24 protein-coding genes are annotated in these 25,326 nt (G+C 28.5%); 4 read left to right on the top strand and 20 right to left on the bottom strand.

What is annotated here, in order from left to right; genetic code table 11:
- Positions 1-543: a 16S rRNA (guanine(966)-N(2))-methyltransferase RsmD gene (gene rsmD, locus VJI94_RS01155; RefSeq protein WP_004833416.1), complete on the bottom strand. Its 543-nt coding sequence runs from the start codon at positions 541-543 to the stop codon at positions 1-3.
- A gap of 231 nt (positions 544-774) precedes the next feature.
- On the opposite strand from rsmD, the gene mgtE (VJI94_RS01150) reads away from it, so the two are divergent.
- The gene (mgtE, locus tag VJI94_RS01150) at positions 775-2,169 is read left to right on the top strand and encodes a magnesium transporter (protein WP_029949001.1); all 1,395 of its coding nucleotides are present in this window, start codon (positions 775-777) and stop codon (positions 2,167-2,169) included.
- Complete coding sequence (gene mgtE / locus VJI94_RS01145; RefSeq protein ID WP_041953870.1) at positions 2,159-3,535, top strand: magnesium transporter; 1,377 nt, start codon at positions 2,159-2,161, stop codon at positions 3,533-3,535. Before mgtE (VJI94_RS01150) ends, mgtE (VJI94_RS01145) begins: the two co-directional genes overlap by 11 nt.
- A 136-nt stretch (positions 3,536-3,671) precedes the next feature.
- On the opposite strand, the gene VJI94_RS01140 is transcribed toward mgtE (VJI94_RS01145), so the two are convergent.
- Positions 3,672-4,310 (bottom strand): XRE family transcriptional regulator, encoded by a 639-nt coding sequence (locus tag VJI94_RS01140; protein WP_324008033.1) that lies wholly within the window; start codon positions 4,308-4,310, stop codon positions 3,672-3,674.
- 166 nt (positions 4,311-4,476) lie between these two features.
- On the opposite strand from VJI94_RS01140, the gene VJI94_RS01135 reads away from it, so the two are divergent.
- Entirely contained in the window at positions 4,477-4,608 is a 132-nt protein-coding gene (locus tag VJI94_RS01135; protein WP_009449143.1) for a hypothetical protein, read from the top strand.
- 145 nt (positions 4,609-4,753) lie between these two features.
- Entirely contained in the window at positions 4,754-5,359 is a 606-nt protein-coding gene (locus VJI94_RS01130) for a Maf family protein (RefSeq protein ID WP_324008032.1), read from the top strand.
- A gap of 132 nt (positions 5,360-5,491) precedes the next feature.
- Here the strand turns inward: VJI94_RS01130 and truB are convergent, their stop codons facing one another.
- The 18 genes from truB to grdB form a co-directional block, all read right to left on the bottom strand.
- Positions 5,492-6,388 carry a tRNA pseudouridine(55) synthase TruB gene (gene truB, locus VJI94_RS01125; RefSeq protein ID WP_324008031.1) on the bottom strand — a complete coding sequence of 299 codons (897 nt, stop codon included), beginning with the start codon at positions 6,386-6,388 and terminating at the stop codon, positions 5,492-5,494.
- Positions 6,378-7,370: a DHH family phosphoesterase gene (locus VJI94_RS01120; protein ID WP_004833423.1), complete on the bottom strand. Its 993-nt coding sequence runs from the start codon at positions 7,368-7,370 to the stop codon at positions 6,378-6,380. The genes truB and VJI94_RS01120 overlap by 11 nt, the downstream gene beginning before the upstream one ends.
- Positions 7,342-7,740: a 30S ribosome-binding factor RbfA gene (gene rbfA / locus VJI94_RS01115; RefSeq protein ID WP_004833424.1), complete on the bottom strand. Its 399-nt coding sequence runs from the start codon at positions 7,738-7,740 to the stop codon at positions 7,342-7,344. The genes VJI94_RS01120 and rbfA overlap by 29 nt, the downstream gene beginning before the upstream one ends.
- A 9-nt stretch (positions 7,741-7,749) precedes the next feature.
- Positions 7,750-10,338 (bottom strand): translation initiation factor IF-2, encoded by a 2,589-nt coding sequence (infB, locus tag VJI94_RS01110; protein WP_324008030.1) that lies wholly within the window; start codon positions 10,336-10,338, stop codon positions 7,750-7,752.
- Between the two features lie 18 nt (positions 10,339-10,356).
- A complete protein-coding gene (gene rnpM, locus VJI94_RS01105) occupies positions 10,357-10,623 on the bottom strand; it encodes an RNase P modulator RnpM (protein ID WP_029948995.1) in 267 nt (88 codons plus the stop codon).
- 8 nt (positions 10,624-10,631) lie between these two features.
- On the bottom strand, positions 10,632-11,747 hold the full coding sequence (gene nusA / locus VJI94_RS01100) for a transcription termination factor NusA (protein WP_324008029.1): 1,116 nt from the start codon (positions 11,745-11,747) through the stop codon (positions 10,632-10,634).
- A gap of 10 nt (positions 11,748-11,757) precedes the next feature.
- A complete protein-coding gene (rimP, locus tag VJI94_RS01095) occupies positions 11,758-12,222 on the bottom strand; it encodes a ribosome maturation factor RimP (RefSeq protein ID WP_004833428.1) in 465 nt (154 codons plus the stop codon).
- A 127-nt stretch (positions 12,223-12,349) separates the two neighbouring features.
- The gene (locus VJI94_RS01090; protein WP_004833429.1) at positions 12,350-12,700 is read right to left on the bottom strand and encodes a DUF1667 domain-containing protein; all 351 of its coding nucleotides are present in this window, start codon (positions 12,698-12,700) and stop codon (positions 12,350-12,352) included.
- Positions 12,697-13,974 carry an NAD(P)/FAD-dependent oxidoreductase gene (locus VJI94_RS01085; RefSeq protein WP_324008028.1) on the bottom strand — a complete coding sequence of 426 codons (1,278 nt, stop codon included), beginning with the start codon at positions 13,972-13,974 and terminating at the stop codon, positions 12,697-12,699. Before VJI94_RS01085 ends, VJI94_RS01090 begins: the two co-directional genes overlap by 4 nt.
- Positions 13,967-15,412 (bottom strand): NAD(P)/FAD-dependent oxidoreductase, encoded by a 1,446-nt coding sequence (locus VJI94_RS01080; RefSeq protein ID WP_324008027.1) that lies wholly within the window; start codon positions 15,410-15,412, stop codon positions 13,967-13,969. The genes VJI94_RS01085 and VJI94_RS01080 overlap by 8 nt, the downstream gene beginning before the upstream one ends.
- A 15-nt stretch (positions 15,413-15,427) precedes the next feature.
- The gene (locus VJI94_RS01075; RefSeq protein ID WP_118058786.1) at positions 15,428-16,057 is read right to left on the bottom strand and encodes an MBL fold metallo-hydrolase; all 630 of its coding nucleotides are present in this window, start codon (positions 16,055-16,057) and stop codon (positions 15,428-15,430) included.
- Positions 16,058-16,066: 9 nt separating this feature from the next.
- Positions 16,067-16,516, bottom strand: a complete 450-nt coding sequence (gene dtd, locus VJI94_RS01070) for a D-aminoacyl-tRNA deacylase (RefSeq protein ID WP_004833433.1) — start codon at positions 16,514-16,516, stop codon at positions 16,067-16,069.
- A complete protein-coding gene (locus VJI94_RS01065; RefSeq protein ID WP_324008026.1) occupies positions 16,516-18,669 on the bottom strand; it encodes a bifunctional (p)ppGpp synthetase/guanosine-3',5'-bis(diphosphate) 3'-pyrophosphohydrolase in 2,154 nt (717 codons plus the stop codon). The genes dtd and VJI94_RS01065 overlap by 1 nt, the downstream gene beginning before the upstream one ends.
- A gap of 12 nt (positions 18,670-18,681) precedes the next feature.
- A complete protein-coding gene (gene recJ, locus VJI94_RS01060; protein ID WP_118058783.1) occupies positions 18,682-20,427 on the bottom strand; it encodes a single-stranded-DNA-specific exonuclease RecJ in 1,746 nt (581 codons plus the stop codon).
- A gap of 64 nt (positions 20,428-20,491) precedes the next feature.
- A complete protein-coding gene (yajC, locus tag VJI94_RS01055) occupies positions 20,492-20,821 on the bottom strand; it encodes a preprotein translocase subunit YajC (protein ID WP_004833436.1) in 330 nt (109 codons plus the stop codon).
- A gap of 328 nt (positions 20,822-21,149) precedes the next feature.
- Complete coding sequence (grdD, locus tag VJI94_RS01050) at positions 21,150-22,310, bottom strand: glycine/sarcosine/betaine reductase complex component C subunit alpha (RefSeq protein ID WP_281703405.1); 1,161 nt, start codon at positions 22,308-22,310, stop codon at positions 21,150-21,152.
- A gap of 10 nt (positions 22,311-22,320) precedes the next feature.
- Positions 22,321-23,862, bottom strand: a complete 1,542-nt coding sequence (gene grdC, locus VJI94_RS01045) for a glycine/sarcosine/betaine reductase complex component C subunit beta (protein ID WP_041953851.1) — start codon at positions 23,860-23,862, stop codon at positions 22,321-22,323.
- A 129-nt stretch (positions 23,863-23,991) separates the two neighbouring features.
- Entirely contained in the window at positions 23,992-25,299 is a 1,308-nt protein-coding gene (grdB, locus tag VJI94_RS01040) for a glycine reductase complex selenoprotein B (RefSeq protein WP_324008025.1), read from the bottom strand.
- Positions 25,300-25,326 lie beyond the last annotated feature (27 nt).

The following is a 25,326-nucleotide window of genomic DNA, read 5'->3' as shown; positions in this document are numbered from 1 at the left end:
TTATTTTTTCCTTTCTAAAAATACCACTTTGGTTTTAGAGTATTTTTTTTCTTTTATTACTTGAAAATTTTCTACAAAAATATCCTTATTTGTTTCCAAAATAATTATTCCATCTTCTTTTAAAATGTTGTTATTCCAAATATAATCTAGAGTTTTTTCTATATACTCATATTTATAAGGTGGATCTAAAAATATATAATCAAATTTTAAATCATTACTGTAAAAATAATTTAAACAATCCATATAGTTTTTTTTCATAATTATCGATTTTGTTAATAATCCAGCATTCTCAAGATTTCTTTTTGTGATTTTTATACTATCATCAGAAAAATCACAAAAATAAACTTTTTCAGCTCCCCTACTTAAAAATTCGATACCAATCGCTCCACTACCACAAAATAAATCCAAAACAACAGAACTTTCACCTATTTCAAACAAAATATTAAAAATAGATTCCTTAATCTTGTCAGTAGTTGGTCTTACACTATAATCCATAGGGGATAATAATTTCAATCCCCTCTTTTTACCAGATATTATTCTCATTTTTCAACCTTAATCCTAATATTTTTTACTTGTAGTATACACAAAATAAAAAACAAAATCCATTCAAATATATTCATAATAAATTGTATCATAAAAATATTAAATTTTCAACATTTTATTAGAAATTTTTAAGTGTAAATTATATACTATTAAGTATTTTTATAAAATGTAAAATATGATATAATGTATTAAGATATAATTTACCAAAAATATTATAATAGGAGGAGATATATGAACTTAAAAGAAAATTCTTTAGAAAAAAATAAAAGTATTGCTAATGAGTTAAAAATTTCTTTAGAAGAAAAAAATATTTTTCATTTAAGAGATATAATTTATGATACAAATGAAGTAACACTTGCAAATATTTTTGAAGAATATTTTGAAATTAAAGACATTTTGTTTATGTTTAAAGTTATTAAAAAAGAAAAAACTGCCGAAATTTTTGCTTATCTTCCCCAAAATATGAAACAACAAGTAATAAACGGTTTGCAAGATCATGAAATAAAAGTTATGTTGGATTATATGTTTACTGATGATATTAGTGAATTTTTAGAAGAGCTCCCTGCAAATATTGTAAAAAGAGTTTTAAATTCTGCTTCTAATCAAAGACGTAGTGAAATCAATATGATTTTAAACTTTAAAGAAAATAGTGCCGGCTCTGTAATGAGTACTGATTATGTTGAATTAGATCCTGAAATTACAGCTGATGAAGCACTAAAAATGATTAAAGATAAGGAAAGACTTGCTGAAACAATTTCTTATTGTTATATAACAAATGAACAACATATTCTTTTAGGCTTTGTTTCAATGAAAAGTATATTATTAGCGTCTTCGAACACAATGATTTCTGATATCATGGAAACAGATGTTATATCTGTTGAATGTGATGAAGATCAGGAAGAAGTTGCAAAAATATTTACTAAATATGATTTATTAGTATTACCTGTAGTAAATGACCAACATCGTCTTATGGGAATCATAACTATTGACGATGTATATGATATCATTCAAGAAGAAGTTACAGAAGATTTACAAAAAATGGTAGGTATTACACCTATAGAGGGCTCATATATAAATATGTCAATAGTAGAAATGGTCAAAAGTAGGATAACCTGGCTTTTAATTCTTATGATTTCTGCAACAGTTTCAGGATTTATTCTTGCAAAAAATACTGATTTAACTTTAAAATTTCCATCTTTGGTAATTTTCATTCCAATGTTAATGGATACTGCCGGAAATGCTGGAAGTCAATCAAGTGCAATGGTTGTAAGAGGTATTGCCGTTGATAATCTAAATATTAGTGATTTTAAATATGTAATAAGAACCGAATTTCTAAATTCTTTGATTTTGGGAGCAATATTATTTACTGTAAATATATTAAGAATTTTAATATTTATGCCTCAAATTTCCATATCTATTGCAATTTTAATTTCTGCTACAATATATATAATCATAACTATTGCAAATTTAATTGGCGGAATTTTACCATTATTAGCAAGCACCTTAAAACAAGATCCTGCTTCAATGAGTGGTCCAATTCTAACAACAGTTTGTGATGCTATTTCACTTACGGTATACTTTGCTCTTGCATCTTTATTTTTAGGAGGTGGAATTTATGGAATATAATTTTTTAGAATATAGTAAAGAACAATTGTCTTCCCTACTTCCTGAATTAATAAAAGAAAAAAAAGTATTACTAATAAGAGAAATTTTTGACGAATACAATATAGTAGATTTAAGTGAAATATTTAGCGAATTGGAACTAGATGAAGCAATTTTTATTTTTAAAATTTTACCAAAAGACATTTCTGCTGAATTATTTACTTATTTAGATCCATTACACCAAGAAAGATTGATTTCAGCACTATCATCTATGGAAGTAAAAGGCATTTTGGATAATATGTTTAGTGACGATATAATTGATTTTCTTGAAGAAATGCCTGCAAATGTTATTAAATACATTCTAGATAATGTACCTTCAGAACATCGAAAAGAAATAAACACTCTTTTAAGTTATGAAGAAAATACCGCCGGCTCTGTAATGAGTACAGATTTTGTTGAACTATATGAAAAAGACACTGTTGAAGAGGCTATAATAAAAATAAAAGAACAAGCTGAAATTGCAGAGACTGTCAATGTTTGTTTCGTAATCGATCAAAAAAGAGTTCTAGTTGGGATAGTGAACTTAAGAGATATTATTGTTGCAAAAAACAATAAATTAATTTCAGAAATAATGGATAAAAACATCCATTATGTATACACAAATACAGATCAAGAAGAAGTTGCACGCCTATTAAGCAAATATGACTTAACAACTATTTGTGTGTTAAATGACCAAAATTGTTTAATCGGAATTGTTACTGCCGATGATGTTTTGGATATACTAAATGAAGAAGCAACAGAAGATATTCACAAAATGAGTGGTATTGTTCCTACAGATGGATCTTACTTGAAAACAGGAATTAAGGAAATGGTAAAATCAAGAATATCTTGGCTTTTAATTTTGATGATTTCTGCTACTTTTACAGGATATATTTTACAATATTTTGAAGATAAATTAAGTGCATTAGCTATTTTGTCAGCTTCAATTCCTATTATAATGTCAACAGCCGGTAATGCAGGAGCACAAAGTTCAACTATGGTAATAAGAGGAATAGCTGTTGATGATTTAAACATAAAAGATATTTTTATTGTTTTAAAAAAAGAGTTAGCTGTTGGGCTACTTTGCGGTGCAATATTGTTTGTTACGAATTTTATAAGATTATATATTTTTGGATCAAAAAGCACAACATTTTCTATAAGTTTTGTTGTTAGCCTTACAATAACAATTTCTTTGATTTCTGCAAATCTAGCGGGTGGAATACTTCCTTTGATTGCAAAGAAACTCAAAATGGATCCAGCAAGTGCCGCTGCACCTCTTATAACAACTATTGTAGATGCAACCAGTTTGATTATATATTTTATGTTAGCTATAGCTATCTTAAAAATTTAATATTTTACAATAAAAAAGTGTAGATGAATTGAGTCGAACTCACAAATTTTAGTAAAAAATTTATGAATTCGTATAAAATTTATAAAACATCTACACTTTTTATATTATACAGATAGTAGCTTGTGTAATTTAAAAATTATAAATTAACACAATACATAACAACTTTACCTAATATATTAAATTCATCATCTTTTGAAAATTTAAAATCTGTAAATGAATGATAAGTAGAAGACGGTCTAAAAATTATGTCTTCCCCATCTCTAAAAAATAATTTTAAACTATATTCTCCATTCTCAGAAAAAACTACAATATCTTCATCTTCCAAATTATAAATAGGATAATTCAATTTAACTGCAATATAACTTCCATTAGGTATTATCTTATTCATACTCTCTCCGTTAACATGCATTATTAAAATATCATCATCATTTGCGTAAGGTCCCATAACAGAATCGCTAATTTCTATCTTTTCAAAATCAACATCATAATCGGGTCCTTCAGGAAGTCCAGCCGAAACTCCATAAGGCAAGTAATTATATAATGATGCCTTTGTAGAATTAGGTGTATTTGAATAATGTTCCCATCCCAAAATTTCTATTGGACTTGAATTATAAATTTCAGCTAACTTTACTAAACGATCAATTGGAATGTTAGTAATTATATCATTTTCATATTTAAATAAATTTTGTTTACTTGTACCTATTAGTTCACCCGCATCTTGTAATGTAAGATTTGCTTTTTGTCTGAGCTCTTTTAATCTTTCACCTGTAGTCATACTATCACCTCTACTATTCTATAATAATTATACAATAAAATAACTTAAAAAGCAATTTATTTTTTATATTTTTAAAATTTTTCTCAAAAGTATCTTGACAAGTTATTTTTTATAGTATATAATATTAGTAACTTAAAAAGTGATTTTTTGATTGGAGGAAACAATTATGCAAAAGAGAAAAAATAAGAATCAAGATATAAATACTTTAGAAATGGTTAAATTACTATTAACTTTCACAACTTTTACTTTATCCTGTTTTTTCATGATAATGTATGGAGTAACTGGAAAGTTGATTTAATATAAATTTTAATTATTAAGAAATAATTTTTATTTTATTAATTGTTGAGCAATACTGGATTAAAGAAACATTTCAATATTGAAAATATTGAGATGTTTCTTTATTTTTGTTATAATTTTTATAATATATATATTAGGAGGATTTTATGAGAAATTATGATATCATTTTAGCAAGTAACTCACAAAGGAGAAAAGAGCTTTTAAAATTCATATACAATGAATTCAAAGTAATTCCTGCTAATATTGATGAAAGAAAATTAGAACAAAAATTTTTAAGTAAAACATTTAAAGATAATAAATCAAAATTTAGTGAATTATGTGATATGCTATCTTTCGAAAAATGTAAGGACGTAAGTAAAAAACATAGTAATTCTCTAATCATTTCAGCTGATACTATTGTTTATGATGATAAATATTTATTTGGAAAACCTAACAATCTGGATGAAGCCAAATATATGTTAGAGTATTTATCCGGAAAAGAACATATTGTACAAACCTCAGTTACAATATACTTTAATGATACTTTCTCAACATTTTGTGAAAAAAGTTATGTATCATTTTATGACTTAGACGATATTCAAAAAGAAACAATTGAATCTTATATTAAAAATGAAAATCCATATGATAAAGCTGGTGGATATGGAATACAAGATGGTGCTAGTCTTTTAATAAAACACATAAATGGTGATTATTTTAATATTGTTGGACTTCCTATTTCAAAATTAAATAGAAAATTATTAGAAATTTTATAATTAAAGGCAAAAAATCTAATGGCTAAACCATTAGATTTTTTGTCTTTTTTCTTTATTCCAATTTAGTAATTTTATAATAAATCTAGAAGAATATGTTTAAAATAGATATAGTAAAATAAATCCAATCACAAATTAATCATCGCTATCAGATTTATAGAATATATTTATCATCTTCAAAAGCTTTCCACTCTCTTCAGAAAGAAGTTCTCCAATTCCAATAAAAATATTATCGCAGTATATTTTAAATATTCCTTCTTTTTCAATATCGAAAGTTTTTCTAAGCCCATTTGAAATATGTTTAAAATATTTTTTGTCAAAGTCTATTCTTTCATATTCAAACACGTCTTCTATCTTCATTAAAGAATTATATAACTGATTTTCATTAAAATTTTTAAGCCTTTCTAAAGAAAATGCATTTTCAATCTTAAAAATCCCATATTTACTTCTACAAAGAGAACTCATATAAGCAAAATTATCTGTATCTGATGCAATATCGTTAAATAACGATCGGATATATGTTCCTTTTGAGCAATTTACTTCAAAACGTATTTTATTATCATAAAAATTGAGAATTATGAGAGAATAAATTTCAGCCTCTCTTTTTTCTCTTTCTACTTCAATTCCTAATCTTGCATATTCATATAATCTTTTTCCATTTTTCTTTAAAGCAGAATACATTGGCGGTATTTGAGAAATTTTCTTATTATCGTATTCCTTTATAACTTCAAAAAATTGATTTTTATCTAAATAAACTTCTTTAGAATTAAGACTTCCTCCCCAAATATCTAAAGTATCAGTTTCTATTCCTAAAGTCATTTCTCCAACATAACATTTCCCCATACTTTGAATATATTCGACAATCTTTGTAGCATTTCCAATTGCAATGGGTAAAACTCCAGTTGCATTGGGATCAAGAGTTCCTGCATGTCCAATCTTTTTAGTTTTATATATTTTTCTAACAATATTTACTACATCTCTACTTGTAAATCCTTTTGGCTTATAGACATTTAATATACCATTAAAATTCATTTGTATACTCACTTTTTAATCTTTCTAAAAATAAATTAACAACAGATTCAAAATCACCATCTATAATACAACCAGCAGCTCTTGTGTGTCCTCCACCGTTAAAATAACCACATACTTTAGAAACATCAACAAATTCTTTACTTCTTACACTACCTTTAAATACATTTTTTTCCATTTCTTTAAATAGAATAGAAACTTCAAATCCATTAATATCTCTGTAATAATTTACGACATCATCAACCATATCCATTGTTAAATCGGTACCTTCAAAATCAGATTCAAACATTCCTATTACTGCAACTTTATTGTCAAAATATAATTTTGCTCTATTTATTAATTTATTTTTTAGCATTTCAACTTCAAAAATATTATTTTGATAAAGTTTTTTATAAATATAGTCTTTATCTGCACCTAAATCATAAAGATTAGCACATACTCTTAAAGTAGAAGACGTAGATGATTCATATAGAAATCTATATGTATCAGTATTTATTCCTACTAATAAAGCATTCGCTATATCTTTTGAAATTTTAAAATTAAAATCTTTAAACAAATTATAAACTATTTCACAAGTTGAGCTCATATTAGGAAATACATAATTTAAATCTCCAAAATAATCATTAGTCTTATGATGATCTATATTTATAGTTTTTTTGGCTCTTTTTCTAAAAAGTTCTCCAATATCTCCAGGTCTATCTACCTCTCCACAGTCAACATAAATCAATAAGTCTAAATCTTGTTCTTCAGTTTCTCTAATATTATCAATAGTATCAAGAAATAACAAGTTTTGTGGAAAGTTATCTACTTTTATCCCAAATATATTTTTATTCAGATTTTCTCTAACCCCTAGTATTACGGATATTGTAGAGCCAATATTATCTCCATCAGGATTTTTGTGAGAAATAACTCCAATATTATCAGATGATTTTATTAAGTTTAAAATTTCTTCAGTACTATTGTTCTTCTTCATTAGCATTACCATATAATTCTCTCTTTTCTCTGTCCTCTTTAGAAACTTTTATTATTAATTCGTTCATTAAAGCAGCTTTTTCAAATGATTCATCTAATTTAAAAATTAATTTTGGAGTATGCCTCAAGTCTAAAGTCTCAGAAATTCTTTTTTTCATATATCCAGTTGCACTTTCAAGACCTTTCATAGTTTTTTCTTTGGTTTTTGTATCTCCAAAAACACCAATGCTAACGTAACAAATGCCCAAATCATTTGTTACGCTAACTTTTGTTATATTTGTTATTGATGGATCTATTCTGTTATCTTTAATTCCATTATAAATAGCATCTGATAAAACTCTATTAATTTCAGATTCTATTCTTCCAAGTCTTTTTGCATTCATAAAAAACCTCTATCTTTCAACTTCCTTATCAATATAGGCTTCAATTATATCTGTTTCTTTTAAATCATTATAATTTGCTATTCCCAATCCACCTTCATATCCAGTTAAAAGCTCTTTAGCATCATCTTTAAATCTCTTCAATGAACTAATTTCACCTTCATGCAAGATAATTCCATCTCTAAGAAGTCTTACTTTTGCATTTCTAGTAACTTTTCCGTTCAATACATAAACTCCAGCTACAGTACCTATTCCCGGAACTTTAAATGTTGCTCTAACTTCAGCTCTACCAATTACTTCTTCAACAAAAGTAGGTGCTAACATTCCTTTTACAGCTAATTTAATATCTTCAATTGCATCATAAATTACTCTATATGTTCTGATATCAACATTTTCATGTCTTGATAAGTCAATTGCACCTTGTGAAGGTCTAACATTAAATCCAATTATTATTGCATTACTTGCAGCTGCTAACATTACATCAGATTCATTAATTCCTCCCACTGCACCATGAATTATATTAACTTTAACTTCTTCATTACTTAATTTTTCTAAAGAATTTTTAACTGCATCAACTGTTCCTCTAACATCTGTCTTAATAATAATTTTAATTTCTTTTAAATTACCATCTTGAATTTTATCAAATAAATCATCTAAAGAAACCTTATTTCCGGAAGCAATCATATTTTCCTTTTGTACATTTAAAATTCTTTGTGCATATCCTCTTGCAGTTTTTTCATCTTTAACTGCATAAATGAAACTTCCCGCTTCAGGAACTTCTGAAAGTCCTAAAATTACTGCCGGCATTGAAGGAGTTGCCTTTTTTATTTTCTTTCCTTTATCATCAAACATAGCTCTTATTCTACCTGTAGATGTTCCTGAAATAACTATATCTCCTGAATTTAGAGTGCCTTTTTGTACTAAAATAGTTGCAACAGGACCTCTACCTTTATCAAGTTGTGCTTCAATCACCGTTCCAATAGCCATTCTATTAGGATTTGCTTTTAGCTCTTCTACTTCAGCAACCATAAGAACCATTTCTAACAATTCATCAATTCCTTCCCCCGTTTTTGCAGAAACAGGTATTGTAATTACATCTCCACCCCAATCTTCGGGCAATAATCCGTTATCGGCAAGCTCAGTCTTTACTCTTTCAGGATTTGCACCTTCTTTGTCTATTTTGTTAATAGCCACGATAATTGGAACCCCAGCATCTTTTGAATGATTAATAGCTTCAATAGTTTGTGGCATAACACCATCATCAGCTGCAACTACGAGAATAGAAATATCTGTAACTTTTGCTCCTCTTGAACGCATAGCAGTAAACGCTTCATGTCCAGGAGTATCTAAGAACACAATTTTACTATTATTTATATTTACGGTGTACGCTCCTATATGTTGTGTAATTCCACCTGCTTCTTGACTTGTAACCTTAGACTTTCTAATATAGTCTAATAATGAAGTTTTACCATGATCAACATGTCCCATTACAGTTACAACAGGAGGTCTTGTTACCAAATCTTCTTTTTTGTCTTCATAGTCCAATGATAAAATTTCATTTTCTTCTGTAATTTCAGGTGTTTCTAAAATTACAGTTTTTCCAAATTCCTCAGCAATTAAACTTGCACAGTCAAAGTCAATTTCTTGATTTAGTCCTGCCATTATACCAAGCGCAATTAATTTTGAAATTACTTGAGAACTATTTATACCTAAACTTTCAGAAAAATCTTTTACAGTTATACTTTCAGGAATTTTAATTTCTCCAACATTTTCTATCTTGTTTTCAAATTCTAAATCGCTATTACTTTTAGTTTTATGATTAGCTTTATTTTTCTTTTTAGCAGGTTTTAATATAAGATTCGGATTTCTATCCTCTCTCATTTTATGTTCATTTAAAGATTTATTTTTCTTGTTTTTTTCTTGACCTTGTAGATGTGTTTTTCTAGCATCTCTTTTTTCAATTGCCGGATCAACTACTTCTACAACATCATCTAAAAATTCTCTTTTTCTATCATCAAACTTTCTGCCAAAATCTTTTTTATCTTTTCCAAAGTTTCTATTATCTTTATTGAAACCTTCTTTTTTATCTTTATTAAAAGGTTTATTATCTTTATTGAAATTTTGTTTTTTGTCTTTGTTAAAACCTTCTTTTTTATCTTTACCAAAATTTCTGTTATCTTTACTATAATTACCTTTTTTATCTTTATTAAATATCTTATTATCCTTACTGAAATTTTGTTTGTTATCTTTATTATATCCTTCTTTATGTCCTTTATTATCCTTATTGAATGATTTATTATCTTTTTTATAACCTTCTTTTGAATTTTTATTATCTTTATTAAAGTTATCCTTTCTTTCTTTACTTACATTATTTTTCTTTTCGTCAAACTTATTTTCAGTTTTAACTACTTTTTTTTCGTTCTTCTTATTTTTTTCTGCTTCAATTTTTCTAAAATGTCCAATTACAATTTCCAAATCTTTTCCTTCAAGAATAGACATATGACTCTTTACTTCTACTCCCAGTCCGTTTATTATATTAATTAATTCCTTGCTTTGAAGATTTAACCCCTTTGCAAGTTCATGTACTCTAACTTTACTCATACTAGCACCCCTTTGCTATTAAATAGAATCTACATATTTTTTCAATTCTTCATAAAATTCACTACTAATTTCTGATTCTAATGCAATATTTAATCTTTTATTTTTCTTAGCTTTATCAACACATTTATTTGAAATACAGATATAAGCACCCCTACCATTCTTCTTTCCGCTTATGTCCAATAAAACTCCTTCATCTTTATTATTTACAATTCTCAATAACTCTTTTTTTTCTTTCTGCTCTCCGCAAGCAACACATTTTCTCATAGGAATTTTTTTCATTTTCATACAATCACCTATAATTCAAAATCGTTATCTATAAATTCCTGTTCTCCATCAAAGCCAACTTCTATCAACCCATTTTCAATGTCTTCTTTATATTTTTCTAAGCCTTTAATATCTATTCTCCAATTTGTAAGTTTAGCAGCAAGCCTTGCATTCTGTCCTTCCTTACCAATAGCTAATGATAGCTGTGAATCAGGAACAATTATTCTAGCTCTATTTTCACTCTCATTAGTAAAAACAGCTATAACTTCGGATGGACTTAAAGAATTTGATAAATATTCTTTTACATTCTTACTATAAACAATAATATCTATTTTTTCTCCTTTAAGCTCTTTAATAATTGAACTGACTCTTGATCTCTTATAACCAACACAAGCTCCTACAGGATCTACGTCATCATTTTTAGAAAAAACTGCAATTTTTGTTCTACTACCCGGTTCTCTCGCAATAGATTGAATTTCTACTGTTCCATCCAGTATTTCAGGAACTTCCAACTCAAACAATTTTAACACAAAATTTACATCAGATCTAGAAAGTAAAACTTGAGCTCCTTTAGGAGTATTTTTTACTTCCTTAACGTAAAACTTTAATCTTTCTCCAACACGATAAACTTCACTCTTTATTTGTTCCGGAGGAGTTACGATAGCTTCAAGTTTTCCTAAATTTATAAATAAATTATTTCTGTCAATTCTTTGAATTTGTCCTGAAATAAGTTCTCTTTCTTTATCTTGAAAATCATTGTAAATTACTTCTCTCTCAGCATCTTTAATCTTTTGAATAACAATATTTCTTGCGGTTTGAGCAGCAACTCTACCAAAATCCATAGTTTTTAATTTTATAGAAACTTCATCACCAAGAGAATATTTCGTGCTAATGGCTTTTGCATCATCCAAAGAAATTTCAGTTATATTATCTTCTACAACTTCAACTACAGTTTTTATTGCAAACAATTCAACTTTTCCTGTTGTTCTATTAATATTTATCTTTACATTTTCATATTCTCCAAAGTTTTTTTCATAACTTTTTAAAAGTGCTTTTTCCAAAGAATCAAAAATTATCTCTTTTGAAACTCCTTTTTCACGTTCAATTTCATCTAATGCTCTTAAAAAATCTGTTGTTCCTTTCATCATCTTCTCCTTAAATTTCAATTTGTGATTTTATTATTGCAATATCTTTTCTTGAAAAAATAATACTTGATTTACCTATTTCTAAAGTTAATTTTTCTCTGTCAAAAGATTTTAAATACCCAATAAATTCCTTTTCATTGTTTATTTTTTTATAACATTTTACTAAAACTTTTTTACCAATAAAAGTTTTTAATTGTTCATCGCTTTTTATCTCTCTTTCTACTCCAGGAGATGAGACTTCTAAGAAATATGAATCTTCTATGGGATCTACTTCATCTAGCCAATCACTTATAATATTACTTGTCATTTCACAAGAATCCAAATCGACTCCACCGTCTTTATCAATAAAAATCCTTAGTACATTTCCTTTTGGCTCTTTCACATATTCCACGTTCACAAAATAAATTCCTTTCTCCAAAAGAATAGTCTTAAAGTTTTTTTCAATAGTTTTTAACAATTCATTTTCTTTTTTCAAAATTTTCTCCTTTCAACCATTAATTAAACTAAAACGAAAGAGTGGGACAACCCACTCTTAATTTAAAAGAATATCTTCAATTATTATAACATATAATTTTTTTGTTTTCAACTATTTTTATAATAAATTACATATCTCTACTTGCAATAATATTTACGCCAGTATTTAATACATTTTCTAAAATAACATCTCCCACTTTTATTGGAGAAACAACTTCAATTTTATTTAGTTCTCTCATAACATCAAAAATCATATTTTTAGGAATCTCTGAAGAAGTTTTTACAGGTAGTCTATTATGAATGGCATTCTTTATCTTTACAGTAGAAGTTATAGTTCTAGTTGGAAAAGTTAATTCTTTTTTACCATAACTTGCACCCTTTGGACATTTATTTCCAGTTACTTCATAATCGCTATCTTCATCAACTGATATTCTACATCCAACAGGACAAACAATACAAACCATATCTTTCATCATCATTCAACTCCTTTTTTCATAGATATAATCATTTTATCTGTACTTACAGACTCTATTTGCTTTTTAGTTAAAGAAATTTTTTCCATTTCTGCAGGGGCAACGTGAGGTCTTTTAAATTCTTTTATAATATTTCCATTTTCGTTTGTAACAGAAATTACAATATTTTTTTCAACACTCTTAACTCTGAAAAATATTTCCAATCTGTTTTCTATATTTTCAACTCTTATATTCTGAGGAACGGTATAAAAAATTCCTTCTCCATTTAGAATTTCAATTTTTCTAAATTCTGAATTAGAATTTTCTGAAATATATTTTGCTGCAGCTTTCCCAGCTTTTTGACTTTCTCCTGTAACAAAATCAACTAAATCATGAACATGACACACATTTCCACAAGCAAAAACTCCGTCCATACTTGTTTCCATATTTTCAAAAACAAACGCTCCTTTGGTTCTTGCATCAATATTTATTCCAATTTCACGAGTAATTTCATTTTCAGGAATTAACCCTACTGAAAGTAATAGCGTATCACATTCTAATTCTATTTCAGTATCCTTTATAGGTATTCTATTTTCATCAACCTTACTTATAACAACTTTTTCAAGTCTTTTTTTACCAATTATATTTGTAACTGTATGTGATAAAAGTAAAGGAATATTATAATCATTCAAACATTGAACAATATTTCTTGCAAGACCGTTCGAATAGGGCATAAGTTCAACACAAGCGATAACTTCAGCTCCTTCTAAAGAAAGCCTTCTTGCCATAATCAACCCAATGTCGCCTGAACCTAAAATAACAACTTTCTTTCCACACATAAGTCCTTGCATATTAACATACATCTGAGCGGATCCTGCTGTTAAAACTCCTGAAGGTCTATCTCCCGGAATTGAAATTGCACCTCTTGTTCTTTCCCTACATCCCATCGCAAGTATAATTGCTTTAGCTTGTATTATTTGATACCCATAATCTTTACTTATTGCGTGAATAACTTTATTTTCATCAAAATTAAGAACCATTGAATTAAGTCTTATTTCAACATTAGATTCTTTTGCTAAATCTATAAATCTTTGAGCATATTCAGGACCTGTTAATTCTTCTTTAAAATAATGTAATCCAAATCCATTATGAATACATTGATTTAAAATTCCTCCCGCTTCTTTGTCTCTTTCTAAAATTAATACTTTATCTATTCCGTTTTTCTTAGCTTCACAAGCAGCAGCAAGTCCTGCAGGCCCTCCACCAATGACAACTAAATCATATTTTTCAATATTAGGCATATTGATCACCTTCTTTTGTCTTTCCAGTTATAATATAACTACCAAAATTAGTATTATAAACTTCTTCCGGTTTAATATCTAACTCTCTTGAAATAATATCTAATACTTTTGGACCGCAAAACCCACCTAAACAACGTCCCATACCAGCTCCTGTTCTTTTTTTTACAGCTCCAAGTGTTCTAGGTGGTAAAGGCATTTTTAAAGAATCTATAATTTCACCTTCAGAAACAGTAATACATCTACAAATTATATTTCCATAAAGAGGATTTTCTTTGATTTTTTCAGCTCTTTCTTCTGGAGATAAATGTTTTATTCTAATAATTTTTCTACTATCAATATAATTTTCTTTTTCTACAAAATCAACACCAATATTTTTTAAAATATCTAAACACATTAATCCAATAGCTGCGCATGAAGCTAGCCCTGGAGATTTTATTCCTGCCAAGTCAATAAAATTTTTACAACTTTTAGCCTCTCTGATTATAAAATCAGATTCTATACTATTTGCTCTTAACCCAGAAAAATTATTTATGTTTTCCCAATATGGAACGTCAGAAATAGTTTTCGAAATTTTTTCCTTTACTTCATTTAATCCTTCAAATGTAGTAGATTTATCTGAAATTTTTGAATTACTTTCAGCATTAGGACCTATTATAATATTAGTATGTGATGTTGGAGCGATTAAAACTCCTTTTCCAAGCTTTGAGGGACATTGAAATAACACATGTTTAACTAAATCTTTTTGGCTTTTGTCTAATATAAAATATTGTCCTTTAGAAGGCTTTATTTCAAATTCCTTTTCACAAACCATATTATGAACCTTATCTGAATTTATACCGGCTGCATTTACTATATATTTAGATGTATATGTATTATCATCAGTTTTTACTATGAACTTTTCATCTTCTTTAATAATATCTACAACTTCACTGTTCAATTTAATTTCAATACCATTCGAAACTGCAACTTGAGACATTGCAATACACAATTCCCATGGATCAATAACTCCCGCACCTGGTGAATATAATGCTTTGGTAACTGTTTTGTTTATGTTAGGTTCTAATTTTTCAACTTCTTCTTTATCAATTATTCTTAAATTTTCAACACCATTTTTAATTCCATTATCTAATAATTTCTCTAAAGTTTTTTCATCTTCTTTGTTGAATGCCAAAACCAATGAACCGCATTCATTGTATTGAACATCCAATTTTTTAACTAATCCCTTAATTCTCTTTGAACCTTCGACATTTAATTTTGCCATTAATGTTCCTGGTTCAGGATCATATCCCGAATGCAAAATTCCACTATTGGCCTTTGTCGTTCCATCAGCAACATCAATTTCTTTTTCAAGTACTAAAACTTTTAGATTATATTTAGATAATTCATATGCAACGCTGGCGCCAATCACCCCACAACCTATCACTATAATATCATACATTTCTTGTATCTCCTGTTAATTATTCATATTTTTCATAAATGGATTATTTTCCTTTTCAAATCGTAAATTACTCTCTGCACCGTGACCAGGTAATACTCTATAATCTTTTTTTAAATCATATAGTTTCTTTATTGAATTAATTATTTCGTCAAAACTTCCAGTGGGTAAATCGCTTCTTCCTATGCTCATTCTAAATAATGTGTCTCCTGAAAACATAACATTCCCCATAAGAATACATATACTACCGACTGTATGCCCTGGAGTTTCCATTATATAAAGTTTTTCTCCATAAAAATCAATTACCTCTCCATCATAAAGCCATTTATCAGCCACCAATTCAATTCCTCTAAATGGCGGAATTGATTTTGATAAATTTGCAACAGGGTCTTTTAGCAAATCTTTCTCTTTTACACTTACATAAAGTGGTAATTTATATTTTTCTTTTATAATATTTACCGCACCAATATGATCTCCATGTCCATGAGTAAGTAATATAAATTCTAAATTTACATTTTCTTCATCAATAAATTTAATAATATCATCACTATCTCCACCAGGATCTATTATAAATCCCTTTTTGTTATCATTATAAACTATATAGCAATTTACTGCATATACTCCAGCGACTATTCTCTTTATATTCATAATTATCTCCTAGTAATTCTTTTTAGAATCTAACTGAATTGTAACAGGTCCATCATTTTCTAATAATACCTTCATATCAGCTTGAAAAATTCCCGTTTTAACTGTAATATTATTATCGTAAAACAATCTTAAAAATTCTTCATATTTCCTTTTAGCTTCAAAACTGGATAAACTACCATCAAAGCTAGGTCTATTACCTTTTCTACAATCTCCATAAAGTGTAAATTGTGAAACAATCAAAATTTCATATGACATATCCAAAACAGATAAATTCATTTTATAGTTTTGGTCTTCAAAAATTCTAAGATTTAAAATTTTTCTAAAAATATATTTTAAATCTTCGTCTGTATCATCCTTACCAAAGCCAACAAAAAGAAGAAGTCCCTTATTTATTCTGGACACTTCTTTTTTGTTGACTTCTACGCTTGCAAAATTAACTCTTTGTAATATAACTCTCATTAAGCTCTTACCCTATACACATCAAGTATACCCTTTAAAGATTTTATTTTATTTATTAATCTATCAAGTTCATCAATATTTTTTATTTCAACTATAATATTTGTAATAAAAGTTTTATCTTTACCTGTTTTTGCGGTTATTCCTACTAAATTTAATTTTGATTCTGAAATAATATGTGCTACATCTGCCAATGCTCCAACTTGATCCAAAGAAATAATAACAACTTCCACTTTATAAAACAGATTTTTTGAATTAGTCCATTCAACTGCAATAAGCCTGTCACGATTTGTAACATTTTTTATATTAGCACAGTCACAATTATGGACAGAAATCCCTCTACCTTTCGTAATATAACCGATAATTTCATCTCCCGGAAGAGGATTACAACACTTTGCAAAACTAACTTCTATATTGTCAATTCCTTTTACAATAACCCCTTTAGAATTATACTTACTACCAGATTTTTCGCTTTTTACTCTATTTATTATATCATCAGCTGATTCTTGATAATAATCACTATAAAATTCTTTTAATCTAGGAATAATTTGTTTTAAATTAATGCTTCCAAATCCAATTGCAGCGTACATTTCATCAATAGTATTAAAATTTAATTTTTTTGCTATTTGTAAAAGCCAATCTTCTTTTAAAATCTTACTATAAGTAAATCCCAATCTTCTAATTTCCTTTTCAAGCATATCTCTACCTTGAACAATATTTAAAGCTTTATTTTCTTTTTTAAACCATTGTTTTATTTTTGTTCTTGCTTGAGATGACTTAACTATTTTAAGCCAATCTTTACTAGGTCCCGATGAATTAGGATTAGTAAGTATTTCCACAATATTGCCATTTTTTAATTTGTAATTTAGCGGAACAATTCTACCATCAACTTTGGCTCCAACGCAATTATTTCCAACTGCTGTATGAACTTTATATGCAAAATCTATTGGCGTTGCTCCGGCTATCAAATTTATTACATCTCCTTTTGGAGAAAAAACGAAAACCTCATCAGAAACAAAGTCCTCTTTAAAAGATGTAATAAACTCTCTACTATCATTGACCTCTCTTTGCCAATCCATAAGCTGTCTAAGCCATGTTAATTTATCGTCAAAACTTGTACTTCTATCGACGCCTGCTTTATATTTCCAATGAGCAGCTATACCATATTCTGCAGTTCTATGCATTTCAAATGTTCTTATTTGAACTTCAAAAACATCGCCGGAAGTACTAATGAGTGTATTATGCAAAGATTGATATAAATTAGGCTTTGGAACAGCAATGTAGTCTTTAAATCTTGAAGGAATTGGTTTCCATTTAGAATGAACTATCCCTAAAACAGCATAGCAGTCACTAATTGTAGGAACTATAATTCTAATTGCTGTCAAATCAAAAATTTCATCAAAACTTTTGTTTTGTTTATACATTTTCTTATAAATACTATACAAACTCTTTGGTCTTCCGCTTATTTCTCCTTGAATATTATGTTCTTTAAGGCTTATGCTTATTTCTTCAATTATATCATTTATAATCTTTTCTCTTTCACTTCTCTTTTTCTTAACCCTTTCTGCCAAATCATAATATATTTCGGGTTCTAAATATCTTAAAGATAAATCTTCAAGTTCCCATTTTACATTACTCATACCTAATCTATAAGCTAATGGAGCATAAATTTCTAAAGTTTCTTTTGCTTTTTCCAATTGCTTAGCTTTTTTCATATATTCCAAAGTTCTGATATTATGAAGTCTATCTGCAATTTTTATTATTATAACTCTAATATCTGAATTCATAGCCAAAAGCATTTTTCTTAAATTATCTGCTTGAGATTCTTGCTTACTTTGATACTTAATTTTTTTAAGTTTTGTGACTCCATCTACCAGATTTGCAATTTCTTCACCAAACATTCCTGACATCTCTTCAAAGGTAACTTCAGTATCCTCAAGAATATCATGCATAAGACCTGCAATAATTGTAGCATCATCCATATATAAATCAGCTAAAATATTAGCTACTGCAACCGGATGAATAAAATACGGTTCTCCAGAATTTCTAAATTGACCTTCATGACATTCCTTAGTAAAATTATATGCCTTTGTAATTTTTTCAACATCTGTATTTGGATTGTAGCTTTTAATTTTTGATAATAATTCATCTAACATTGCCCTCACCCCCTATCTTATATCTTTTATAAGCAATTGTATAGATTTTGTATTCATATACTCATTAATTACAGGCGTATATAGAATATCTATAAATTTATTTTTAATATTATCCTGTTTCGATATTATATCATTAGTTTTAAATTTTTCATTTAAATATTCGATATATTTATCAAAATTAGTAAAAATAATTCCACTAAATTCTATACTATCCTGACTTAAAACCAATTTAATTACGTTTTTATTTTTTCCTATAATTGATATGCATTTAATTTCTACATTTTTAGTACCAAATAATGGTTCCGGATTTGCCTTTCCATAAGGTTCTAATAATTTTAGTTCATCCACAATATTATAATTTAACAATTTAAAGTCCAAAGAACAATCTATTTTTATTTTTTCTATAAAATTTTCTAAAACTAACTCTGAATTTTTGTTTAGTTCATTTCTCAACGTATCTAAATTTTCTTTTTTTATTGAAAATCCTGCAGCCATAGCATGTCCACCTAATTTTTCAAAAAGATTTGAAAAATCTCTAAGTTTTGAAATTATATCATAACCTTCTATACTTCTAGCACTCCCCTTTAAAATCCCTTCTTCTTTTGCATTAGAAAAAACTAAAGTCGGTTTATAATAATGATCCTTAATTTTTCCAGCAACAATTCCAGCAATTGATTCATGAATTTCATCATCATATACAACAATAATATCGTCATTAAAATATTCATTTTCTTTAATTTTCGAGTTTACTTTAGAATATGCTTCATTCGTTAAATTTTTCCTTTTTTCATTTAATTCAACTAATTTTTTTGCATAATTATCTGCAAGATTCTTGTCTTCTTCTAAAAACAATTCTACACCTATACTTGCAGATTCTAATCTACCAGCAGCATTAATGCAAGGTCCTAATTTAAAACCTAAAGAAGTAGTTGTAATTTTACCTATTTCATTTTCAGTTTTTAATTTATTTATTCCAATATTTTTACTTGAATTTAATATTTCCAATCCTTTTTTTACGAAAAACCTATTTTCATCTACTAAATCAACCACATCACAAACTGTTCCCATAGAAACAAATTGTAATAAATCTATCAAATAATTTTCATCTCCCCCCAACTCATCAAATAATGCCTGCATTAATTTAAATGCTACTCCTGCACCGCATAATTCTTTAAATGGATATTCACAATCAATCCTATGAGGATTTATAACGGCTTTCGCTTTGGGCAGTATTTGATTTCCTTTATCATCAAAACAAACTTGATGATGATCAGTTATAATCATTTGAATATTCATAGAATTACAATATTCTGCAACTTCAAATGCAGATATTCCATTATCACAAGTTATAATCAAATCAACATTATTTTTCTTTGCGTTATCTACAATTCCTTTTGAAATGCCATAGCCATCTTCTATTCTATGAGGAATAGAAAAACTAAGATTATCAGTGAAAAAACCTATTCCTTTCATTAAAACAACAGTTGAAGAATTGCCATCCTGATCATAATCTCCAACAATTTGTATATGTAGGTTATTATCTATAGCATCAACAAGAATTTCAATAGCTGTATCTAAATCTTTCATCAAAAAAGGATTATGAAGGTATTTATAATTAGGATATAAAAAATTTCTTACATTTTTATAATCAATTTTTCTATTTGCCAAAAGTTGACAAGTTATATAAGAAAATTCACTATTGTTTTTAAAATTTTCTTTAGTCAATCCATTATCTGACTTAATAAACCATTTTTTCATAAATACCTCCTTACAACATTATCTATAAAGAAAAAATAGACGAAATCCGTCTATTTAAGTAAAATTAATTTTCTTCACTATCTTCATCTGCATTATCTTCTTCATCACATTCTTCAGAAGATTCTTCAGATTTGCTAACGATAGAATGAATAGCAGATTTAGTAAATTCTATTTTTGTTTCATCATCAGATGTTTCAATTACAACGTCAGTATCATTAAGTTCAACAATCTTACCTTTGACTCCTCCGATTGTAATTATAATATCTCCTATCTTTAAATTATTTCTCATATCCATTATAGCTTTTTGTCTTTTCTTTTGAGGTTTTATCAAAAGAAAATATGCAATAGCCATAAATCCACCTAGCATAACTAACTGCATAGTCACCTGATCCATAACATTCCTCCTAAACTTAAATATACGACTATATTTTAACACAAAATCTATTATTTTTCAAATATTTATAATGTTTTATAACAAAAAAATTATTATATTAAACTATTAAAATTAGAAAATAAATTAATTGCCCAAGAACTTTAATAAAACAGCTTTACAAATATTACTATTTTAAAGTAATCTATGAAAATATATTTTTTAGTTCATAATTAAGGTTGAGGATTTTTTCTCTCCAACCTTAGTTACTGAACAACAAAAAACGCAGACAAAATTCATAATCTGTCTGCGCCAATAAGAAAGTAAAAACTCTCTTTAATTTATTTTATACCTAAGAAATATATCCTTCTTTTGACAAGATTTCTTTTGATTTCTCAAGATTTGCATCATTAACCATTACTACAGGTCCAGTACAACCCATTCCAGTTTTTGCAAATATATTATTTTTCCACAAAGCAACCTTAGCATCTTCAAGTTCAAGAATATCAATTCCACCAATAGTGGCAGTAGCTTGTTCTTCGGCAGGACATTTAACGTCTTCTTCTGGTTCAGCTTTTTTAGCTCCGGCTGAAGTTATTTTTTCTAAAATTGATTTTAATCCTGCTTTATTAGCTTTTTCAAATTCTTTCTTTGAAACTTCTTTGATATTTCCTTTAACTAATTGTCCAGCATAAGTCATGGCATTAGCAATTACAGGGAATCCAGAAGCTCTTGATACTATTAATACTAATCTATCATATCCTTCGCCAATTCCCGGACCATATCCATAACCCATGGCTTCAAAACCGCCACCAGTAGTGTATGATGAGAATACTTTCATTAGAAGATTTCCTGTCAATGTATCATTTACCATAACATCAGGAACTCCTTGTAATAAGTCATTTCCTCTCATTAATACTCCGCCATCAGCTCTATTTGATTCAGCAAAGTTCATATCGTACCCATTTTCTTTTAATTCTTTAAATGCTCTTTCAACTGAAACTGCATTATCAACATTCAAAATACCAACTGTTGGATTTTCAATTCCTAATGCCTTTGCAACTATAATTCCATAAATACCATTTTTAATCATACCTTCTACTCTATGTGCAGAAGAAGTCCCAGTAGTAGTTGCAATAATCATTTCTTTAGCAGCAGCCGGAGTAACAACTCTACCTACAGTAGAAACTCCTATTGGAAAACTATAATGCATTGTTACACAACCATCAATTTCTCCACTATCTAAAAGTGATTCCATTTTTTTGTAACCTTCATCTTCATTTGCAACAACATATTGTTTTAAAGAAGTTTTCACTTCCGGTCCAATTATACAATATTCAACACTTTTATCTCTTGATTGAGCAAGTTCAGCTCCTTTAACCACATTATCTAATCCATGTTCACTGCCTAAAGTTGTAACAGCAATTCTTGGTCTCGTTCCAAAAGCTCCTGTTTCTAAACCAGTAGCAATTTCTTCAAAGACATTACCTATTACCTTTTTTATATCAGACATGAAATCACCTCTATTCTTCAATCAAAGAAGACGCAAAATTTCTCATTGCTTCAGCAACTAATTTTTTAACTTCTTCCTTAGAAACTCCAGAGTTATCTTCTACTTTACCTGAATTTCTTTCTAAAACAATTGATACACCATCGAATAAATTAGTCATTCTTCCTAAGAATAAAGAACCTTTACCAATAATCATAGCTCTATTTAATTCACCTGATGTTAAATCTTCACGACAGAATCCTAAATAAGGTACTCCTGAAGGAATATGTCCTTGAGTTGGAGCCCAACCTTCCATACCATGATTTTCAATAAAACTTGCAATTTCAGCTTTTTCTAATTGTTTTTTCATTACTCCTAATGCACCAATCATCTTAAAGTTTGCATTTGGAACATCTCCTGCTCCTGCTGGTTTTGTAATATCAGGATTTTGCATTTCAGCTGAATATTTATCAACATCTTTAACTGTTAAATTAGCCTTTTCTAATGGTGCAGTAACCAATGCTGACATTACAGCTTGTGGTGAAGAACCAGTTCCAACAGTATGTCTACCAACTATATCAGTTCTTAATACCGGGTTAACTCCATCATTTTCAGAGATTAATGCAGCAAATCCACCAATACAATCTTCTAATATAGGTAAGCCTTTTTTAAGGTGATCTTTTCCGTTCATACCTAATTTAGCAGTACAACCACCTGCAACTATAACAACATTTTTGAAAGTTCCAGAATGAACATGGGAAGATGCAGCAATTAAAGTATGAGTTGGAGCAGCACAGAATCCTCTTAAATCAGAACCTGAAGCACTATTAAATCCAGCTAACTCAGCTATAGATTTTGCAAAGTTACCACCACCTCTTTGGTTCATATCTCCGCATGCTTCTTCTGAACATTCAATAATATATTCAACATCATTAGGATCTAAATCATTTTTATCTACTAAATGTAAAGCAGCTAATAATCCAGATGCTTTAGTAACTAAATTTTCTAACATAACATGTGCTGACAAGTTAACATCAACATCATGTGCTCTAGTAACAACACCTACCAACTTATCTTCAAAATATAAACCTTCAGCGTGGTTATCCATATGTCCTTCAAGAACAGATTGTTCCACACCCTCTTTTAATCTAGCAATTAATGACTCATTAATTAATGGATGTTTTTCCAAATCAGCTTTTACAGATTCAGTGAATTCTTTATTAAGATAAACTAAATCAAAAGCATCACAAATCTTCATAAGGCCAATGAATTCATTTTCAGGCATTATTTCACCATATTTACCAACTCTTGGAGAATCAGTCAAATATTTTTCTTTATCTGACCAAGGTTGTGGTACAGCCTTTAAATCTTCAGGTCTTTTATTTCCAATATAAACTTGATTTGGTAAATAATTTAATACTTCTTCATATTTTCTAATATGTTTTGGTATTTCTTTTAGATATTCTGAATTAGGATTTAAAGCCTTTTCAGTAGTTTGAGTTGTTCCATTTTGAATTATCATGTCTGGTGCATGAACTAATACATAAGAAGTTCCTTTTAATACAGGAAAATTCATCTTAATTACCTCCTTTAATATAAAAAACAGATAGCATAGTATGTATTATATAAGCCAACTACCCTTACATAATAGAATACCACTAAATTAAAAAGGTGTCAATACCTGACACCTTTTTTTACTTAAAAATTATTCAAATATTGTTTGTCCATCAACTTCAGTTGATAAAGCTTTTAATGCTTTTTTAACAATATTCATTCTTAAAGAATATTCTTCCTCAGCAGTTAATTTAGGGTTACCTAATGGGTGAGGAATTGCAATAGCAGGAACAATTCTATTAGCTCCTACTGTCATTGAAATTGGAGTTACAGTACATACATGTACTACTGGGATTCCAGCTCTCTCAATTTCTTTAACCATCGTTGCACCGCAACGAGTACAAGTACCTCAAGTAGATGTTAATATAACTGCATCTACTCCATCAGCAACTAATTCTTTACTAAATTTTTCTGCAAATGCTTTAGCAGAAGCTACCGCAGTACCATTACCTACTGTAGTATAGAAATATCTATGAAGACTTCCTATTTCACCCTTCTTTTCAAGTTCTCTTAAAACGTCAACAGGTAAAACTCTATCTGCATCTTGGTTAGCATATACAGGGTCATAACCACCATGTGCTGTTTCCCATTCGCCTTCTTTAAGATCCATTACACCTTCAATATCATACTTACCATACTTTGAAGCTGATGAAGATTCAATATGATCAGGGTTTCCATGAGGAACTATACCACCTGATGTTACAAGAGCGATTTTAGCTTTTGTAATATCTTTAACAGCTGGGTTTGGATCTACTCTGTCAAAGTTTGGCATTGGAAATTCAGTTTCGAATTCTTCTCCCTTTAACTTTTTAATCATCATTGTTACAGCTCTTTTACCACCAAAATCTTCTCTAAATATATTCTTTCTAATTCCTCTTTCAATGTAACCTTCTTCAGCAGGAGAACCAATTTCTTCTCCCTTAACAAGCTTCATTGCAAGTGGAACCATTTTGCTTACAGCATCTTTCATACCTGCAGCACTATTTTTAGTTGAAACTATATATATGCTCTTTTTGAACATATCTGCACCTGGGTTTTCAATATACATACCAGTTAAAGCTGGAATTCCTAATTCATTTTGAACAGCTTCAGTAATTGTTCCAGCAGCAACTCCATAACGACCAGCATTAAATGCAGGACCAGCTATGAATAAATCTGGATTGTACTTTTTAACCATTTCTAAAACTTCTGCTTTAGCTTGGTCCATATTTTCACCAAAATAGCTATCACCACAAATAACAGTAGCAACTATTTCAGCTTCACCCTTAAAACCAGCATTTAATGCTAAACCAGGTCCGATTTTTTCTTCTCTAACTTCTGGTTTATAATCTGCCTTTTCTTCTCCACCTATACCAGCAAAGAATTGGTTTATATAGTGAACTACTCTTAATTTTTCCACACTAATCACCTCTCTATCATATATTTA

It is taken from the genome of Parvimonas sp. D9 (genome assembly GCF_035282565.1).
Classification (GTDB): domain Bacteria; phylum Bacillota; class Clostridia; order Tissierellales; family Peptoniphilaceae; genus Parvimonas; species Parvimonas micra.
This window is presented reverse-complemented; position numbering and strand designations above follow the sequence as displayed.

Excerpts from the sequence above, each read along its gene's own strand:
- rsmD (WP_004833416.1), bottom strand. The coding sequence starts at position 543 with ATGAGAATAATATCTGGTAAAAAGAGGGGATTGAAATTATTATCCCCT.
- mgtE (WP_029949001.1), top strand. The coding sequence starts at position 775 with ATGAACTTAAAAGAAAATTCTTTAGAAAAAAATAAAAGTATTGCTAAT.
- mgtE (WP_041953870.1), top strand. The coding sequence starts at position 2,159 with ATGGAATATAATTTTTTAGAATATAGTAAAGAACAATTGTCTTCCCTA.
- VJI94_RS01140 (WP_324008033.1), bottom strand. The coding sequence starts at position 4,310 with ATGACTACAGGTGAAAGATTAAAAGAGCTCAGACAAAAAGCAAATCTT.
- VJI94_RS01135 (WP_009449143.1), top strand. The coding sequence starts at position 4,477 with ATGCAAAAGAGAAAAAATAAGAATCAAGATATAAATACTTTAGAAATG.
- VJI94_RS01130 (WP_324008032.1), top strand. The coding sequence starts at position 4,754 with ATGAGAAATTATGATATCATTTTAGCAAGTAACTCACAAAGGAGAAAA.
- truB (WP_324008031.1), bottom strand. The coding sequence starts at position 6,388 with ATGAATTTTAATGGTATATTAAATGTCTATAAGCCAAAAGGATTTACA.
- VJI94_RS01120 (WP_004833423.1), bottom strand. The coding sequence starts at position 7,370 with ATGGTAATGCTAATGAAGAAGAACAATAGTACTGAAGAAATTTTAAAC.
- rbfA (WP_004833424.1), bottom strand. The coding sequence starts at position 7,740 with ATGAATGCAAAAAGACTTGGAAGAATAGAATCTGAAATTAATAGAGTT.
- infB (WP_324008030.1), bottom strand. The coding sequence starts at position 10,338 with ATGAGTAAAGTTAGAGTACATGAACTTGCAAAGGGGTTAAATCTTCAA.
- rnpM (WP_029948995.1), bottom strand. The coding sequence starts at position 10,623 with ATGAAAATGAAAAAAATTCCTATGAGAAAATGTGTTGCTTGCGGAGAG.
- nusA (WP_324008029.1), bottom strand. The coding sequence starts at position 11,747 with ATGAAAGGAACAACAGATTTTTTAAGAGCATTAGATGAAATTGAACGT.
- VJI94_RS01090 (WP_004833429.1), bottom strand. The coding sequence starts at position 12,700 with ATGATGATGAAAGATATGGTTTGTATTGTTTGTCCTGTTGGATGTAGA.
- VJI94_RS01085 (WP_324008028.1), bottom strand. The coding sequence starts at position 13,974 with ATGCCTAATATTGAAAAATATGATTTAGTTGTCATTGGTGGAGGGCCT.
- VJI94_RS01080 (WP_324008027.1), bottom strand. The coding sequence starts at position 15,412 with ATGTATGATATTATAGTGATAGGTTGTGGGGTGATTGGCGCCAGCGTT.
- VJI94_RS01075 (WP_118058786.1), bottom strand. The coding sequence starts at position 16,057 with ATGAATATAAAGAGAATAGTCGCTGGAGTATATGCAGTAAATTGCTAT.
- dtd (WP_004833433.1), bottom strand. The coding sequence starts at position 16,516 with ATGAGAGTTATATTACAAAGAGTTAATTTTGCAAGCGTAGAAGTCAAC.
- VJI94_RS01065 (WP_324008026.1), bottom strand. The coding sequence starts at position 18,669 with ATGTTAGATGAATTATTATCAAAAATTAAAAGCTACAATCCAAATACA.
- recJ (WP_118058783.1), bottom strand. The coding sequence starts at position 20,427 with ATGAAAAAATGGTTTATTAAGTCAGATAATGGATTGACTAAAGAAAAT.
- yajC (WP_004833436.1), bottom strand. The coding sequence starts at position 20,821 with ATGGATCAGGTGACTATGCAGTTAGTTATGCTAGGTGGATTTATGGCT.
- grdD (WP_281703405.1), bottom strand. The coding sequence starts at position 22,310 with ATGTCTGATATAAAAAAGGTAATAGGTAATGTCTTTGAAGAAATTGCT.
- grdC (WP_041953851.1), bottom strand. The coding sequence starts at position 23,862 with ATGAATTTTCCTGTATTAAAAGGAACTTCTTATGTATTAGTTCATGCA.